The sequence below is a fragment of the Ureibacillus aquaedulcis genome, from assembly GCF_030418165.1.
Taxonomy (GTDB): Bacteria; Bacillota; Bacilli; order Bacillales_A; family Planococcaceae; genus Ureibacillus; species Ureibacillus aquaedulcis.
This window is the reverse complement of sequence record NZ_JAUHTQ010000006.1, coordinates 119,663-135,081: the sequence shown is the minus strand read 5'-3', so window position 1 is coordinate 135,081 and position 15,419 is coordinate 119,663. Positions and strand designations below refer to the sequence as shown.

At 39.2% G+C, this 15,419-nt stretch carries 16 protein-coding genes; 15 read left to right on the top strand and 1 reads right to left on the bottom strand.

Annotated features, from left to right (window positions below; translation table 11 throughout):
• Positions 1 to 31: 31 nt before the first annotated feature.
• Positions 32 to 1,003, top strand: coding sequence for a YpdA family putative bacillithiol disulfide reductase (locus tag QYB95_RS10095; RefSeq protein ID WP_301138212.1), 972 nt, complete (start codon positions 32 to 34; stop codon positions 1,001 to 1,003).
• Between the two features lie 98 nt (positions 1,004 to 1,101).
• Here the strand turns inward: QYB95_RS10095 and QYB95_RS10090 are convergent, their stop codons facing one another.
• Positions 1,102 to 2,070: an asparaginase gene (locus tag QYB95_RS10090; protein WP_301138211.1), complete on the bottom strand. Its 969-nt coding sequence runs from the start codon at positions 2,068 to 2,070 to the stop codon at positions 1,102 to 1,104.
• A gap of 84 nt (positions 2,071 to 2,154) precedes the next feature.
• On the opposite strand from QYB95_RS10090, the gene prsW reads away from it, so the two are divergent.
• The 14 genes from prsW to mtrB all read left to right on the top strand — a co-directional run bounded on the left by prsW (position 2,155) and on the right by mtrB (position 15,347).
• Complete coding sequence (prsW, locus tag QYB95_RS10085) at positions 2,155 to 2,829, top strand: glutamic-type intramembrane protease PrsW (protein ID WP_301138210.1); 675 nt, start codon at positions 2,155 to 2,157, stop codon at positions 2,827 to 2,829.
• Between the two features lie 142 nt (positions 2,830 to 2,971).
• Entirely contained in the window at positions 2,972 to 3,757 is a 786-nt protein-coding gene (sleB, locus tag QYB95_RS10080; RefSeq protein ID WP_425609193.1) for a spore cortex-lytic enzyme, read from the top strand.
• 12 nt (positions 3,758 to 3,769) lie between these two features.
• The gene (locus QYB95_RS10075) at positions 3,770 to 5,059 is read left to right on the top strand and encodes a PepSY1/2 domain-containing protein (protein ID WP_301138209.1); all 1,290 of its coding nucleotides are present in this window, start codon (positions 3,770 to 3,772) and stop codon (positions 5,057 to 5,059) included.
• A 179-nt stretch (positions 5,060 to 5,238) separates the two neighbouring features.
• Positions 5,239 to 5,898, top strand: a complete 660-nt coding sequence (locus tag QYB95_RS10070; RefSeq protein WP_301138208.1) for a flagellar brake protein — start codon at positions 5,239 to 5,241, stop codon at positions 5,896 to 5,898.
• 124 nt (positions 5,899 to 6,022) lie between these two features.
• Positions 6,023 to 6,697: a (d)CMP kinase gene (gene cmk, locus QYB95_RS10065; protein WP_301138207.1), complete on the top strand. Its 675-nt coding sequence runs from the start codon at positions 6,023 to 6,025 to the stop codon at positions 6,695 to 6,697.
• Between the two features lie 127 nt (positions 6,698 to 6,824).
• Positions 6,825 to 7,970, top strand: a complete 1,146-nt coding sequence (rpsA, locus tag QYB95_RS10060; RefSeq protein WP_301138206.1) for a 30S ribosomal protein S1 — start codon at positions 6,825 to 6,827, stop codon at positions 7,968 to 7,970.
• Positions 7,971 to 8,156: 186 nt separating this feature from the next.
• Positions 8,157 to 9,467, top strand: coding sequence for a ribosome biogenesis GTPase Der (gene der, locus QYB95_RS10055; RefSeq protein ID WP_301138205.1), 1,311 nt, complete (start codon positions 8,157 to 8,159; stop codon positions 9,465 to 9,467).
• Positions 9,468 to 9,491: 24 nt separating this feature from the next.
• Positions 9,492 to 10,502: an NAD(P)H-dependent glycerol-3-phosphate dehydrogenase gene (locus QYB95_RS10050; protein ID WP_301138204.1), complete on the top strand. Its 1,011-nt coding sequence runs from the start codon at positions 9,492 to 9,494 to the stop codon at positions 10,500 to 10,502.
• Positions 10,503 to 10,589: 87 nt separating this feature from the next.
• Positions 10,590 to 10,850, top strand: coding sequence for a DUF2768 domain-containing protein (locus QYB95_RS10045; RefSeq protein ID WP_301138203.1), 261 nt, complete (start codon positions 10,590 to 10,592; stop codon positions 10,848 to 10,850).
• A 67-nt stretch (positions 10,851 to 10,917) separates the two neighbouring features.
• Positions 10,918 to 11,667: a hypothetical protein gene (locus QYB95_RS10040; protein WP_301138202.1), complete on the top strand. Its 750-nt coding sequence runs from the start codon at positions 10,918 to 10,920 to the stop codon at positions 11,665 to 11,667.
• Between the two features lie 233 nt (positions 11,668 to 11,900).
• The gene (gene spoIVA, locus QYB95_RS10035; protein ID WP_301138291.1) at positions 11,901 to 13,379 is read left to right on the top strand and encodes a stage IV sporulation protein A; all 1,479 of its coding nucleotides are present in this window, start codon (positions 11,901 to 11,903) and stop codon (positions 13,377 to 13,379) included.
• A gap of 406 nt (positions 13,380 to 13,785) precedes the next feature.
• The gene (locus tag QYB95_RS10030; RefSeq protein WP_004232618.1) at positions 13,786 to 14,058 is read left to right on the top strand and encodes an HU family DNA-binding protein; all 273 of its coding nucleotides are present in this window, start codon (positions 13,786 to 13,788) and stop codon (positions 14,056 to 14,058) included.
• Positions 14,059 to 14,275: 217 nt separating this feature from the next.
• Positions 14,276 to 14,845, top strand: a complete 570-nt coding sequence (gene folE, locus QYB95_RS10025) for a GTP cyclohydrolase I FolE (RefSeq protein ID WP_301138201.1) — start codon at positions 14,276 to 14,278, stop codon at positions 14,843 to 14,845.
• A gap of 280 nt (positions 14,846 to 15,125) precedes the next feature.
• Positions 15,126 to 15,347 (top strand): trp RNA-binding attenuation protein MtrB, encoded by a 222-nt coding sequence (gene mtrB / locus QYB95_RS10020; RefSeq protein WP_301138200.1) that lies wholly within the window; start codon positions 15,126 to 15,128, stop codon positions 15,345 to 15,347.
• Positions 15,348 to 15,419 lie beyond the last annotated feature (72 nt).

Genomic DNA, 15,419 nt, shown 5'->3' with positions numbered 1-15,419 from the left:
AGAGTGAGATTTTCTAAAGGAGAGGTAATAAATGCAAAATGTTGAAGCCATTATTGTCGGGGGAGGTCCCTGTGGATTATCTGCGGCGATAGAATTAAAGAATATCGGTTTAACACCTATTGTTATAGAGAAGGGGAATATTGTCAATGCGATCTATAACTATCCTACTCATCAGACTTTCTTTAGTACAAGTGAAAAATTAGCAATTGGGGATGTTCCGTTTCTGATAGAAGAGCGCAAACCCCGCAGAAATCAGGCGCTTGTTTACTATCGTGAAGTAGTAAAGATGAAGGATATCCAAGTGAATCGCTTTGAAAAGGTTGAAACTGTGGAAAAGGAGCCAAATGGTCATTTTACAGTGACGACAGACAAAGAGATTTATAAAACACCTTATGTAATTTTGGCAACAGGCTATTACGATCAACCAAATTATATGCATATTCCTGGAGAGGAATTGCCAAAAGTCCAACATTATTTTAAAGAAGCACACCCATACTTTGATACAGATGTTTTGGTGATTGGCGGGAAAAACTCGGCTGTTGATGCAGCGCTGGAACTACATAAAGCAAAAGCAAGGGTGACCGTGGCTTACCGGGGAAGTGACTACTCCCCATCCGTTAAACCATGGATTTTGCCTGAATTTGCTTCTCTAGTAAGAAATGAAGAAATTTCAATGCATTTTAATGCAAGGGTAAAAGAAATTCGCGAAAATGAAGTTGTTTTATCAGTGGACGGTGAAGAAAAGGTTATTGCAAACGATTTTGTTTTTGCCATGACAGGCTATCATCCGGATCATGCGTTTATTCGCAGCATGGGGGTAACCATTGACGAGGAAACGGGCAGGCCAAACTATAATCCCGATACAATGGAAACGAATATAGAGAATCTCTATATAGCCGGAGTTTTAGCAGCGGGAAATAATGCCAACGAAATTTTCATTGAAAACGGAAAGTTCCATGGTAGCTTTATTGCAAAGCATATTTTATCAAATGGTATTAATTAGATTATCTAAATAATTATCAACCCAAAATTAAAAGTTCTTCATTTTTTAGATGAAGAACTTTTAACTGTATACTATACTAAAATATTTCATTCATGCCATTAATTGAAAAATTCCTTTAAATCAATTGGCGAACTTTCTTGATTTAGGCCGATCAACAATTTGAGTCGGGCTTTTTGTCCATTTATGCCGTTTGCGAAAATGACTCCTGAATTTTCCAGGCTTTTTCCGCCGCCCACGTAGCCGTAGACACCTTCTGCGATTCCGTTAAAGCAGCGCGATACAAGGATGACCGGAATATTGGCATCGAGCAGTTTTTGGATGCCAACAGCTACATCCGGGGGGACATTCCCTTGACCCAGGCCTTCAAGTACGACACCGTCATAGCCCAACGTCAAAATCGCCTCAATCAAATCTCTTTCCATCCCGGCATATACTTTTAAAAGAGCCACACGTTTCTCGATTGAATTGACTTCCACATAACGTCGCTTAACGGGTGCTTGATGAATATGGACCATTTTCTTAGTTACCAAACCGATAGGGCCGTATTGCGGGCTTTGGAATGTATTAACACTGGAAGTGGAGGTTTTTGTAATGTTAAATGCCTGATGAATTTCATCGTTCATTACTACAAGAACACCTTTGTCTCTTGCCTCCTCACTGCAGGCCACTCGAACTGCTTCAACCAAGTTATAAACTCCATCAGCACCTAGTTCATTGGATGAGCGCATTGCTCCTGTCAAAACAATCGGAAAATCAAATTTCGTCGTTAGATCCAGGAAGTAGGCAGTTTCCTCCAATGTATCAGTTCCATGAGTAATCACTACTCCATCGATTGGATGTTCACTGGCATACTGCTGTAAAACATTGCGTAAATAAAGCATCTCCTTAGGCGTAATGTGTGGGGAAGGGAGATTGAATGCTTCCATTTCCGAAATATTCGCGTATTTCGCCAATTGTTCACTTACACCCAGAAGCGGATTTTTTTCGTTGGGGAGTACTGCTCCTGTTTCATTCATTTTCATGGAGATTGTACCGCCAGTATGAATTAATAAAATATTTTTCTTCATGTGAAAAACCTCTCTTAACCATCTTTTCTAAAGCTACTAATGTTATAATAACATTAATGAGGTTTTATGGAAGGAGTGTAGCCCTTGTTTATCTTGTTTTCAGCTGCAGTAGCTCCCGGTCTAGCTTTGTTAAGTTATTTTTATTTGCGGAATCAAATGGCGACAGAGCCGAGAAAGACGTTATTACAAGCTTTCTTCTTTGGGACATTAATTACGTTCCCGATTATGTTCATACAGTATGTAGTGAAAGAAGAGGAAGCTATTGCCAACCCATTTTTGGCGAATGTATTATTTTCGAGTGGGCTGGAGGAATTTTTTAAATGGCTTGTCATCTTCACGCTTATTTTCAGGCATGTAGAATTTGATGATCCCTACGATGGAATTCTATATGGTGCCAGTGTTTCACTTGGATTTGCCACGGTGGAAAATGTATTGTATCTATTAACTTTCGGGATTGATACGGCTCTTATGAGGGCAATCCTGCCTGTCTCCAGCCATGCCCTATTCGGTGTTGTCATGGGGTATTATTATGGAAAAAGTAAATTTGCAAAAAATGATAAACAAATGGAGTACTTAGCTCTCTCACTATTTGCACCACTATTTTTACATATCATATACAATTCGATTTTAACGTTCCAGGGTTATTGGGTTTATCTGATTGCACCTTTCATGTTTTTCCTATGGTGGTTTGCATTAAGAAAAGTAAAATTAGCCCACCAGCATCTTGTTCAACACCTCTTTGAACAAAATAAAATTTAAAGCTTCTATTTTCATTTTACTTATGAAAATAGGGGCTTTTTTGTTATACGATTCTTTCTTATTTTCATCAATATATGTTTTTCTGTGCAAAAACGTATAAAAGCAAAGCTTTTTTACATGCTATGAGAAAGGAGTGAAATAAATGGTAAGAAGTATTTTTATGTCTGTCATTTTAATATTTGGAACACTTGCAGTAATACAACCAAATGAACCGTTGGCATTCTCGGGACAAACCATAGAACGGGGAGCATTTGGAGATGATGTTATTGAGTTGCAGGCACGCTTGCAATATTTAGGTTTTTACAAAGGAAAAATTGACGGGATATTTGGATATGGAACCTATTGGGCTCTTCGCAATTTCCAGGATCAATATGAACTTGGCGTCGACGGAGTAGCAGGAACAAAATCAAAAGACGCCTTGGTAAGAGTGAGTGAATTTCATCGCGATTGGGTGCATCAACAAATTGAGAAAGGTAATCGATTTACCCATTACGGAGGGATTCCATTAGCACAACAAACAAGTGCAGGTGCGGGTACGTCGGAAAGTACCGATGTGCAGCTTCCGGTAAAATACTCGGAACGAGATTTACAACTTATGGCGAACGCTGTTTATGGTGAAGCCCGTGGTGAACCTTATGAAGGTCAGGTTGCTGTAGCAGCAGTCATATTAAATCGATTGGAATCTGCTGATTTCCCTAATTCGATATCCGAGATTATATTCCAGCCAGGTGCATTTACAGCAGTTGCGGATGGCCAGATTTGGTTGACTCCGAATGAAAGAGCTAAACAGGCTGTCCTGGATGCCATGAATGGATGGGATCCCACAGAAAATGCACTCTACTATTTCAACCCGACGACCGCTACGAGTAAGTGGATTTGGACAAGACCGCAAATTAAGCAAATTGGTGAACATATATTCTGCTACTAAAGGAGGGACAATATGAAAAGTGCTATCTATTTACTTTCCATTGCAGTGTTGGCGCTAGGTTTATATTCATTCGAAGTGAGAAAAGATAATGAACATTTACAACAAACTATACACGCACAATACACAAATTCATTAACGAATGCATCCGAAAAATTATCTACTTTACAAAAATCAGTATCACAATCTTTGCTGTTCCAAGATCAAGTAGCATTAGAAAATGAACTTGATAATATTTGGCGAATCAGCAACGAGTTCCGATCAACGATCAGCAGCCTTCCTTTAAGTAGAGAAGTATCTAATGAATGGCTGCGATATGTTGGGAATATCGGTGAAGAGGCTAAATTTGCAGCAGATAACGACAATTTTGAATCATGGCATAAACGAATGCCGGTCGTAAATCAAAATTTGCAGGCTTTAGCGGATGAATGGACTGTTGCAACGTCCAATTTTTACCAAAATGATGCAAGCATGACAGAGTGGGCTTCTGTTGCTGATAGAGAGACAAATGAATCTCCGTTTAAAACAGTCGCTGCAAATTTAAAATCGTATGGCGAAACGGATTTCCCTTTAACAGCTAGTGAATCGGATTGGCTAAAGAAAAAAGAACTTCAAAATCTGGATGATCAAGAAATCACAAAAAATCAAGCGATTGAAAAACTGGAGCTGCTTATACCGGGCATCAAGGATGCGACATATACCGTTACAAAGAGTAAAGACAATGCCCCATATCCCTTCTATCACATACAATTTGTTAAAGGAAGCCGAATTGGATATGCAGATATTACTGTAAAGGGCGGTTATATTTTATCCTTCTTATCTGAAAGACCGGTCCAAGAGAAAACAGGAATTACACAACAGCAAGTACGAGATCTAGTCACTCAAACATTGAATAAAGCTGGGTATACGGATTTGCAATTGGTAGAAATGCGCGAAAACCATGAAGCATGGCATATGTCCTTGGCCCGTGTGGTAGGGGAAGATAAGGCATTGGTTTACGCTGATGGTGTTCAAATGAAAATTTCAAAAGATAGTGGAGAATTATTAGGCTTAAACGCTATGGAATATGTGCAAAAAGAAGAAATCAATGAAGACCAGGAAGTAGTGCCGGTTGATTGGGAAGCATTCTTCAGACCTGGAACTCAGGTAGAAGATGAACAACTAATCTATACTGAAAACGAAGCGTTCCAATTAAGAAAGTGCTATCAGGTCATTGCGCGTTTCGATAACGACCTGAACGAGACGTTTAGAGTAGTTGTCGATGCTGAAAATCATGATGTTCTAAAGGTTGAATACCTGCAGTAAGTCCTGCTGCAAAAGATCATAATCTAATATAGCTTCTTTCACTTTATTCTCTTAGATTTGTTTTAGTGGTTCTTTACGAAAAATATCTAAGAGAATGAAGTAAAAAATCATGATGTTTATAGAAAAAAACTACTATTCGTGCCATAATTAAACTATTATGATTGTGCGAGGCGAAGATTATGCAACTAAAGATAGGGACTGCATTGACGTTAGAACCTACTTATACGGACCGGGTTGAGAAATTCCGGTGCAAAATTGTAGAACAAGATAATAACATACTTTATATTGACTATCCGGTTAATACTGCGACAAATAAGACTGCTTTTTTAGTGGATGGTTCACAATTTCGAGCCTCTTTTACATCAGAAGATAAGGTTGGATATGCATTTAATACGGAAGTCTTGGGACGGAAACCAGGAAACATTCCAACAATCATGTTATCCTGTCCTCCATCCAATGATTTTGTGAAAATTCAGAGGCGGGAATTTGTACGAGTGAATACGCCTGTTGATATTGCAATCGAATATAACGGAAGATTTCACCAGTATGTTGCGGATGACATCAGTGCTGGCGGGGTGGCGCTTCTCCTAAATAAAGACCTGGCTTTTAAGGAAGATGACATCGTTAATCTTACGATTGTATTGCCTTTTTTAAATGGGGAAATTCGCTATGTAAAAACAGCGGGTAAGTTAATTCGTATTTTGGAAAAGGGTCGAGTAAGGTTGGCGTCCCTGCAATTTGCAGAAACAGAGGATATAGATAAACAATATATAGTACGCTTTTGTTTCGAAAGGCAATTGCTGAATAGAAGAAAAAACGAAGTGAATACAATCAACTAACACATGATGCGTCCCAAAGGTTTGTTCAGCAAACTTTTGGGACATTTTTGGATAATAATAGTAAGCTTATCGCAAGAGAAACACTATTGGATGTGGTACAATGGTTAAGGAAAGTAGGGATTTTATGGTCAAACAAATACAGATTGCAATCGATGGTCCAGCAGGTGCCGGCAAAAGTACGATAGCAAAAATAGTGGCAGAAAATTTAGGCTTTACGTATATCGATACAGGCGCAATGTATAGGGCGGTTACGAATAAAGCAATGTCTCAAAACATAGATTTAAGTGATGCAGACTCTCTTGAGAAAATGTTGCATGATACTTCCATTATTCTGGAACCTTCACAAAATGGACAACTTGTCTTTGTAGACGGAGAAAATGTTACAGAAGCCATCCGTTCAAATGAAGTAACTTCAAACGTAAGCGAAGTTGCAGCACATGCCAATATCCGTGAAATCCTGGTAGCAAAACAACAAGAACTTGCAGCACGCGGTGGAATCGTGATGGATGGAAGAGATATCGCAACACATGTATTAAAAGATGCGGAACTTAAAATTTTCATGTCCGCTTCCGTGGAAGAAAGGGCAAAACGCCGATTTCTGGATAATGAAAGAAGAGGTATACCTTCGACGATTGAAAATTTAAAAAAAGAAATTGCCTTACGGGACCAGCTTGATAGTGAAAGGGAAGCATCGCCCCTAATCCAGGCCGAAGATGCGATTTATCTGGATACAACTGAGCTTTCAATAGAACAAGCCGCACAAGAAATTCTAAATCTAGCAAAGCGGCAAATGGATTAAAATGATTTAATCAAATTGAAGCATCAGAAAAAAGTTAATGAAATTTCCAATATTAGAGGGGAATTTTTTGTTTTTATGAACTATTTAGAATAAAATAGAAATTGGAAGATGTGAAGGAGGGTTACATATGTCTGAAGAAATGAACTTAGGATCAAACCACGAGTTTCAAGAAGGAGATATTGTGAAAGGTGTTGCTGCTCAGGTAGATGAAAAAGCAGTAACAATCTCAATTGAAGGTGCTCCTTTCGATGGGATTTTACCAATCAGCGAACTTTCAAGCTTACACATTGAAAAAGCTTCTGACGTAGTTTCGATTGGTGATGAGCTTGAGCTCATGATAACGAAAGTGGAAGAAGAAAACTTTGTATTATCCAAACGCAAAGTAGACGCGTTAAAAGCATGGGATAAGCTTGAAGAGCAATTTGCATCAGGTGAAGTGTTTGAAGCAGAGGTAAAGGATGTCGTGAAAGGTGGCCTGGTTGTTGATCTGGGTGTACGAGGCTTCGTTCCTGCATCTCTAGTGGAAGACCATTTCGTAGAAGATTTCGAAGATTATAAAGGCAAAACATTAACTTTTAAAATTACTGAACTAGATAAAGAAAAGGGACGTCTAATCCTATCTCACCGTGCCGTCCTTGAAGAACAAAAAGCTTCTAAAAAGAAACGTGTACTGGACGAAATCAGTGCCGGTGATGTGATAGAAGGCAAAGTTCAGCGCTTGGCACCTTTTGGAGCATTTGTAGATATCGGCGGTGTGGATGGATTGGTTCACATTTCCCAAGTATCCCATGATCATATTGATGACGTAAGTACAGTATTGTCAGAGGGGCAAGCTGTAAAGGTCAAAGTGCTATCTGTCGACCCGGAAAACGAGCGCATTTCATTATCGATTAAAGATACATTACCTGGGCCATGGTCTAAAGTAGAACAAGAGGTGACAAAGGGATCAGTACTTACCGGTACAGTAAGACGTTTGGTATCCTTCGGTGCATTTGTTGAGCTATTCCCAGGTGTAGAAGGGTTAGTTCATATCTCGCAAATTTCGCATAAGCATATAAACACACCTCATGAAGCTTTAAAAGAAGGCGACGAGGTACAAGTGAAAGTTCTAGATGTAAACTCGGAAGAAAAGCGACTTTCTCTTAGCATCAAAGAGCTTCAAAACAACCCAGAAAAAGAAGAGGAATTTGATTACGAACTACCTGAAGAAACTACAGGTTTCTCGCTAAGTGATGTAATCGGAGACAAATTAAAAGGCTTTACAAATAAATAAATCATGTAGAAAGACGTACCTTGGTGCAGGTGCGTCTTTTTATATGGTTATAACTATATAAATGTTGTTATGCTAAAGATGGTGGCTAAGTTTTCCAAGAAACAATTGCTTAGAATTGAAAAAATGATATAATTTATATTTTCGTGTATAATACTAAAGACAAGAAATTGGAAGGATGAAGTACAGATGACAAAACCAGTAATCGCCATCGTAGGTCGTCCGAACGTTGGAAAATCCACAATATTTAACCGTATTGTTGGTGAACGCGTCTCAATCGTGGAAGATATTCCAGGAGTAACACGTGACCGCATTTATAGTTCGGCAGATTGGTTAACACATGAATTTAATATCATTGATACAGGTGGAATCGAAATAGGAGATGAACCTTTCTTAGAACAAATTCGCGGACAAGCGGAGATTGCTATCCGGGAAGCCGATGTTATTATCTTTATGACGAATGGACGTGAAGGCGTTACATTAGCCGATGAACAAGTAGCAAAGATTTTATATAAAACAAAAAAACCGGTTGTTTTAGCAGTTAACAAAATCGATAATCCGGACATGCGAGAAATGATTTACGATTTCTATTCTCTAGGCTTTGGGGAACCTTTCCCGATTTCCGGTTCACATGGTCTAGGCCTGGGAGATCTTCTGGACGAATGTGCTAAACATTTCCCTAAAGAAGATGAAGCGCAATATTCGGAAGAAACGATTAAATTTAGCTTGATCGGTCGCCCAAATGTTGGGAAATCGTCATTAGTTAATGCGTTTTTGGGACAAGAACGTGTTATTGTTAGTGATATAGCAGGAACAACGCGTGATGCAATCGATACGCCATATTCTTATGATGGGCAGGAGTATGTTATCATTGACACTGCCGGTATGCGTAAAAAAGGGAAGGTCTATGAATCGACTGAAAAGTATTCTGTATTACGTGCATTAAGAGCAATTGAACGTTCCGACGTTGTTTTAGTTGTCTTGAATGGTGAAGAGGGCATTCAGGAGCAGGATAAGAAAATTGCGGGTTATGCCCATGAAGCAGGGAAAGCCGTAGTAATTGTGGTAAATAAATGGGATGCAGTGGAGAAAGATGAAAAAACCATGAATCTCTATACACAGCAAATTCGTGAGCATTTCTTGTACCTACACTATGCACCGATTATTTTCGTCTCTGCGAAAACAAAACAGCGTGTTCATCAAATTTTAAGTATTGTACAACGTGTAAGCGAAAATCATGCGATGCGCATTCAGTCATCTATTTTAAATGAAGTAATTGAAGATGCAATTGCACGTAATCCTGCACCATCGGATAAAGGAAAACGATTACGAATTTACTACACGACTCAAGTAGCTGTAAAACCACCTACATTCGTTACTTTTGTAAACGAACCGGAATTAATGCATTTCTCTTATGAACGATTCCTTGAAAATCGAATTCGTGAAACCTTTGACTTTGAGGGGACACCAATTCGTTTAATCGCCCGTGCACGCGAATAATCGGATTTTGAGGGGGATAGAAAAATGGAAAATGTTACGGTTTTAGGGGCAGGCTCTTGGGGATCGGCCTTGGCGCAAGTACTAGCCGAGAATGGTCACAATACGCTTGTTTGGACTCATAGAGATGAACAAGCAGATGAAATCAATACACTTCACAAAAATGGGAAATATTTACCAAATATTCAATTGCCAGAAACACTGGTTGCGACAAGCAACTTAGAAGAAGCGATTCTTCATTCCGACATTGTTGTTGTGGCAGTTCCAACAAAGGCGATTCGCGAAGTCTGCAGCACAATGCAGCCGTTCATGCGAAATAAAAAATTGTTTGTTCATGTATCTAAGGGAATTGAGCCTGATTCGCTTATGCGTATTTCCGAGATTCTGACGGAAAGTCTTTCACCGGAAGCAGTTGAGGAAATTGTTGTGCTATCCGGTCCAAGTCATGCAGAAGAGGTAGTACTGCATCATCCAACAACAATTACAGCGGCATGCAGTAATCTTGATGCTGCCGAAAAGGTTCAAGATTTATTTATGAATAACTATTTCCGCGTCTACACCAACGATGATGTAGTGGGAGTAGAACTTGGTGGAGCATTGAAAAATGTTATTGCCTTAGCAGCTGGTATTTCTGATGGCTTAAATTATGGAGATAATGCAAAGGCTGCTCTCATCACAAGGGGATTGGCCGAAATCACCCGCCTAGGTGTGAAAATGGGTGGAAATCCTTTCACCTTTGCTGGTTTGACGGGCATGGGAGACCTGATCGCAACATGTACAAGCGTTCACTCCCGCAACTGGAAAGCAGGGAACATGCTTGGCAAGGGCTTGAAGCTCGCTGAGGTCCTGGAAGAGATCGGAATGGTAGTTGAAGGTGTACGCACTACAAAAGCAGCCTATCAATTATCGAATAGATATGATGTGCCAATGCCAATAACTACAGCACTTTTTGAGATATTATTCAATGAAAAAGAACCAAAAGTAGCGGTGGATGAATTGATGATTCGAATGAAAAAGCGTGAGATTGACCTTTATTAAAAGATTGACGGCATGTTTTCATTGGGAATAAAAGTTATGTGGAGGTAGTTCGTTTACCTCCTCTTCTTGTGAAAGGAGGTTTACAACTTGCAAAATTTGTTATCTTCCATGAATTTTCTAACGCTGCAAACGGCGAGGGGACCACTTGCGAGTATGCATGCACTGGATGTCATGTGGGTTTCTTTTTATTCAATTGGTGCCATGTTATTATCTGTACTGATTGTGGGGCTTACAAGAAAATGGGTTAACAATGGGTGCTTATCTCTAGTTTTGCGATTAGTTGCTTTTGTTATTTTTGCAATCGGTTCCATCCTGATGGTGCTAGTGGTTCTGACATGGCCAAACTAAATTACATACATAGTGTAGCTTCAAAATGGTAGCTGTTAGTGAAACAATTTACCCGAGGTGAGTAGAAATGAAGAGAAAATGGAGCCTGTTTTTCGTACTAGCTCTTACTACAGTGTTGTTATCAGGCTGCCTTTTCCCGGAAGAGGAGAAAGCAGAAAGTCAGGTGCCGGATGACCTTCAATTAGCCTCTGTTCAAAAGGCAGTGGAGGAATTTCAAGCAGATACTGGTGTTCTTCCTATAAAAACACGTGACATGGATACAGATATCTTTATAAAATATCCTATTGATTTTGAAAAACTGGTCCCTAAATATATAGCCAATCCACCGGCTAACTCATTTGAGAAGGGTGGGTTATTTCAGTATATTATTTGGAATCCTGAAGTGAAGCCGACTGTAAAGTTAGTCGATTTACGATCTGCAGAGAAAATTCGTGAATTGAACATTCGATTTATGAGTACCTACTACCCGACTTTTAAAGAGCAGATTGCAGATTATGTGTACTCGATTGATTTTGAAAAAATTGGCTATAAGGAAGACTTAACTGTTCAAAGTCCGTACACGAATAACTTACTTCCATTGATTGTTACGACTGAAGGGGAGATCTATATCGATTACTCAGTAGACTTGAATATCTTCATAAAAGAGAATAATTTAAAGCCAACCCCTGGCGAGGATATTCGAATGCTGCTCGTGGATGCTTATCCAGTCGTACCGGCATATTCATTGCCATATACGGTTGATGAAAATAACGAACCGATTTTTATGTATGATCCGACTACCGACAAAACAGGGCAGGAAGAATCAACAGCTAAATAGTAAAGCTACTATAATGGAAGAAAAAATAAAAGTGTTTAAAAAATATGTTTTTTTACATATTTTTTAAACATTTTTTTCATATGTATAAGTAGGCGGGTCAGTTTGTACGATATATCTCTTCAATTAGGCCAACAATTCGATCATACATTCACTATCCAAAAATTTTCGTACAAGGCGTTTTCATATTTGAAGAATGTCGTACATAGACTAAATTACGTAAAGGAGGAGCTACAATAGGCGAAGAAATCTTTCATCAAATAGCAGAAAGAACGAATGGGGACGTATATATCGGTGTTGTAGGGCCTGTTAGAGTTGGTAAGTCCACTTTTGTGAAGAAAATGATGGAGTCGGTTGTGCTCCCGAATATCGTAAACGAAGAAGATCGCAAAAGAGCACTGGACGAGCTGCCTCAAAGTTCACCAGGTCCTGTTATTATGACTGCTGAACCAAAATTTGTTCCTGCACAGGGAACAGAGATTACGATTGGTGAAAGCGAAATTCCGTTCCGTATTCGTTTTGCGGATTGTGTTGGGTATGTAATCGACGGTGTAAGAGGCTACGAGGATGAGGACGGTCCTAAATACGTTCATACACCATGGCATTCAGAAGCAATTCCTTTTGAAGAAGCGGCGAAAATTGGTACGGATAAGGTAATTCGCGACCATGCAAATATTGGCGTTGTCGTTACAACAGATGGATCGGTTAATGGGATTAACCGTCATGCAGCAGAAGTTGCCGAAGAACAGATTGTACAACAACTAAAAGAAATTGGGAAACCGTTTGTTATTGTGTTGAACTGTCAAATGCCAACACACAATAACACAATGGCACTTCGTCATGAATTACTGGAAAAATACGAGGTTCCAGTTATCCCGGTTGCAATCGACCAAATGAATACGAAGGATATGGAATATATTCTTCAAGAGGCATTATATGAGTTCCCGATTGAAGATATAGAGGTTGAAAAGCCAGATTGGCTGGATGTACTGGATTATACACATCCGTTGAATGTAACGCTTTCTGATGCAGTAGGGAATGTTTTGAATTCGGTGACGAAGATTCGGGATGTATCCCAGGCCGCTAAAGAGTTGCGTGAAATTGACTTTGTGGAAGAAAGTGAAATCGAACGGGTAGATGCCGGGTTGGGTGTAGCAACAGTACGCATAACGCTAAAACCAGAAATCTATAAAGCTGTTTGCAATGAATGGCTGGATGCTCCGATTGATACAAAGAAAGACTGGCTGCTTTTCATCAAAGAAGCGGCTGAAGCGAAGCAAGCGCAAAGAAGATTCCGTGAAGCCATTGATGAAGCAAGTGATAATGGCTATGGCATCTCTTTACCGACATTGGAAGAATTCCAGCCAAGCGAACCCGAAATCATTAAACAAAATAATTTCTATGGCGTTCGCATGAAAGCGAGTGCACCTTCCTACCATATAATCCGAGTGGATATGGAAACGGAATTTGCACCTTTGATCGGTACGGAATTCTACGCAAATCAACTACTTAAAGATTTACAGTACTCTTATAAACATGATCGCGACCAGTTATGGCAAACGCAGCTATTTGGCACGACACTCCATGAAGTGCTGCAAGAGGGAATTCGTTATAAGATGAATGCTGTTCCTCCAAGTGCTAAGAAGAGAATGCGCCAAACAATCGAAAGAATGGTTAACGAAGGCGAACGAGGATTAGTCACATTTATCATTTAGGATAATCGGCTTAGGCGTGAATATGCTTGAATAATTATGCATTTATATCCTTCGTTGCATCTCATAGGAACATGGATATGGAATAAAGTGTATAAAATCAAAAGCCAAAAAGATGCCTTCTGACCTATTTGTTTGAGCCGTTTTTCAAGGGCACTTAAGATGAAAATGGGCTAATTAGCAATATCGCTATTATGTAAGTTTAATGTATAAATTCAATAAAAATGGTATAAATTAGGAACGGGACTTTTCATTTAGCAGGGTGAAAAGTCCTGTTATTTGTGTTTTAGATGAAAAAAAGCCATTTATTGTTGAAAAACATGGATAAATACAGTTGCATAGGGATTTTCTATATGTTAATCTTTTTACATGATTTAGGTTCATGACCCTTTGAGAGGAGGTGAATGGTGTGAATAAAACAGAATTAGTAAACTCTGTTGCTGAAGCTGCAGGTCTTTCAAAAAAAGACGCTTCTAAAGCAGTTGAAGCTGTATTTGATACAATTCAAGATGCTCTTGCAAAGGGTGACAAAGTACAATTAATTGGTTTTGGTAACTTCGAAGTACGTGAACGTGCCGCTCGTAAAGGGCGTAACCCACAAACAGGTAAAGAAATCGAAATCGCTGCTAGCAAGGTACCTGCTTTTAAACCAGGTAAAGCTCTTAAAGATGCTGTAAAATAATATTAGCGTCTAGCAGTTACATAGAGCAGTCGTCATGGACAAGCATGATGACTGCTCTTTTTACTTGCCGTAAAACGATGAATAGAAAAAATCAAGCTTTCAAAATACATATTAAACAGATTAAAGGTCGAAATAAATCCTATTTTGCGAAAAGGGTAAGGATGTGCTACGATTCTTTTTGAGTAGCGACTGTCCATCAGTACTAGGAGGAAGAAAGATGTCGAAAGTAAATCTAGAAAAAATAGAAGAAGCCGTAAAAATGATTTTAGAAGCAGTTGGAGAAGATGTAGATCGTGAGGGACTACTGGATACGCCGCAACGAGTTTCCAAGATGTATGCAGAAATGTTTAGTGGGATAGATGAAGATCCAAGAGAGTTTTTTAGCACAGTTTTCCATGAAAATCATGAAGAGCTAGTACTAGTGAAAGATATACCTTTTTATTCTATGTGTGAACATCACCTAGTCCCGTTTTACGGAAAAGCTCACATAGCTTATTTACCGCAGGGGGGGCGAGTTGCAGGATTAAGCAAGCTTGGCAGATGTGTCGAATCTGTAGCCCGCAGACCTCAATTACAGGAAAGAATCACCTCAACGGTGGCAGATACGATCATGGAGATGCTGGAACCTTATGGCGTGTATGTCGTTATCGAAGCGGAGCATATGTGTATGACAATGCGCGGACTAAAAAAACCTGGCTCCAAAACAGTAACTTCTGTTGCTCGGGGAGTTTATGCAGAAGACGACGTTTTAAGAAGAGAAGTCATTTCATTTATTCAAATGTCTTAAAACTATAGTTTTATTATGATATGATGTACAAGAAAAGGTTTTCACTAATTTCCCATAAAAGCGGAATATCCTACGGGGCAAAAGACGACTTTTAGCGGGAACAAAAGAGGAAGTTTAGCCTAAGATTCCCCCGTCAATGCGGGCAATGGCTGGCTGACCTGCATCTTGCAGGCCTCCTCGCCCGGATAATATACTTTTTGCATATATTCCAACTGTTGTTAAATTTTACCGACAGTCTCTATATGCCTAGATGAATTTGATTTTGAGGAGACAGAATAAAATGACTCAACCAGATTATATTATAATTGAAGCTCTAGAAGATGGCGTACATGTAATCGGTTTAACACGTGGTACGGATACCAAATTTCATCATTCCGAAAAGTTGGATACTGGAGAAGTAATGATTGCTCAATTTACAGAACATACTTCTGCAATGAAAATTCGTGGAAAAGCCAAGATTCATTCATCACACGGTGTCGTTGAGAGTGGCTCTAAAAAGTAATGGTTATTTACACAAAATGACAAATAGTAATTGTATAGAATAAAGTTTATTTATATTGGTGAACCAAACGAA

Coding starts and splice junctions, on each gene's coding strand:
- QYB95_RS10090 (WP_301138211.1), bottom strand. CDS start 2,070: ATGAAGAAAAATATTTTATTAATTCATACTGGCGGTACAATCTCCATG.
- QYB95_RS10095 (WP_301138212.1), top strand. CDS start 32: ATGCAAAATGTTGAAGCCATTATTGTCGGGGGAGGTCCCTGTGGATTA.
- QYB95_RS10070 (WP_301138208.1), top strand. CDS start 5,239: ATGCAACTAAAGATAGGGACTGCATTGACGTTAGAACCTACTTATACG.
- QYB95_RS10040 (WP_301138202.1), top strand. CDS start 10,918: ATGAAGAGAAAATGGAGCCTGTTTTTCGTACTAGCTCTTACTACAGTG.
- QYB95_RS10075 (WP_301138209.1), top strand. CDS start 3,770: ATGAAAAGTGCTATCTATTTACTTTCCATTGCAGTGTTGGCGCTAGGT.
- folE (WP_301138201.1), top strand. CDS start 14,276: ATGTCGAAAGTAAATCTAGAAAAAATAGAAGAAGCCGTAAAAATGATT.
- rpsA (WP_301138206.1), top strand. CDS start 6,825: ATGTCTGAAGAAATGAACTTAGGATCAAACCACGAGTTTCAAGAAGGA.
- cmk (WP_301138207.1), top strand. CDS start 6,023: ATGGTCAAACAAATACAGATTGCAATCGATGGTCCAGCAGGTGCCGGC.
- mtrB (WP_301138200.1), top strand. CDS start 15,126: ATGACTCAACCAGATTATATTATAATTGAAGCTCTAGAAGATGGCGTA.
- QYB95_RS10050 (WP_301138204.1), top strand. CDS start 9,492: ATGGAAAATGTTACGGTTTTAGGGGCAGGCTCTTGGGGATCGGCCTTG.
- sleB (WP_425609193.1), top strand. CDS start 2,972: ATGGTAAGAAGTATTTTTATGTCTGTCATTTTAATATTTGGAACACTT.
- der (WP_301138205.1), top strand. CDS start 8,157: ATGACAAAACCAGTAATCGCCATCGTAGGTCGTCCGAACGTTGGAAAA.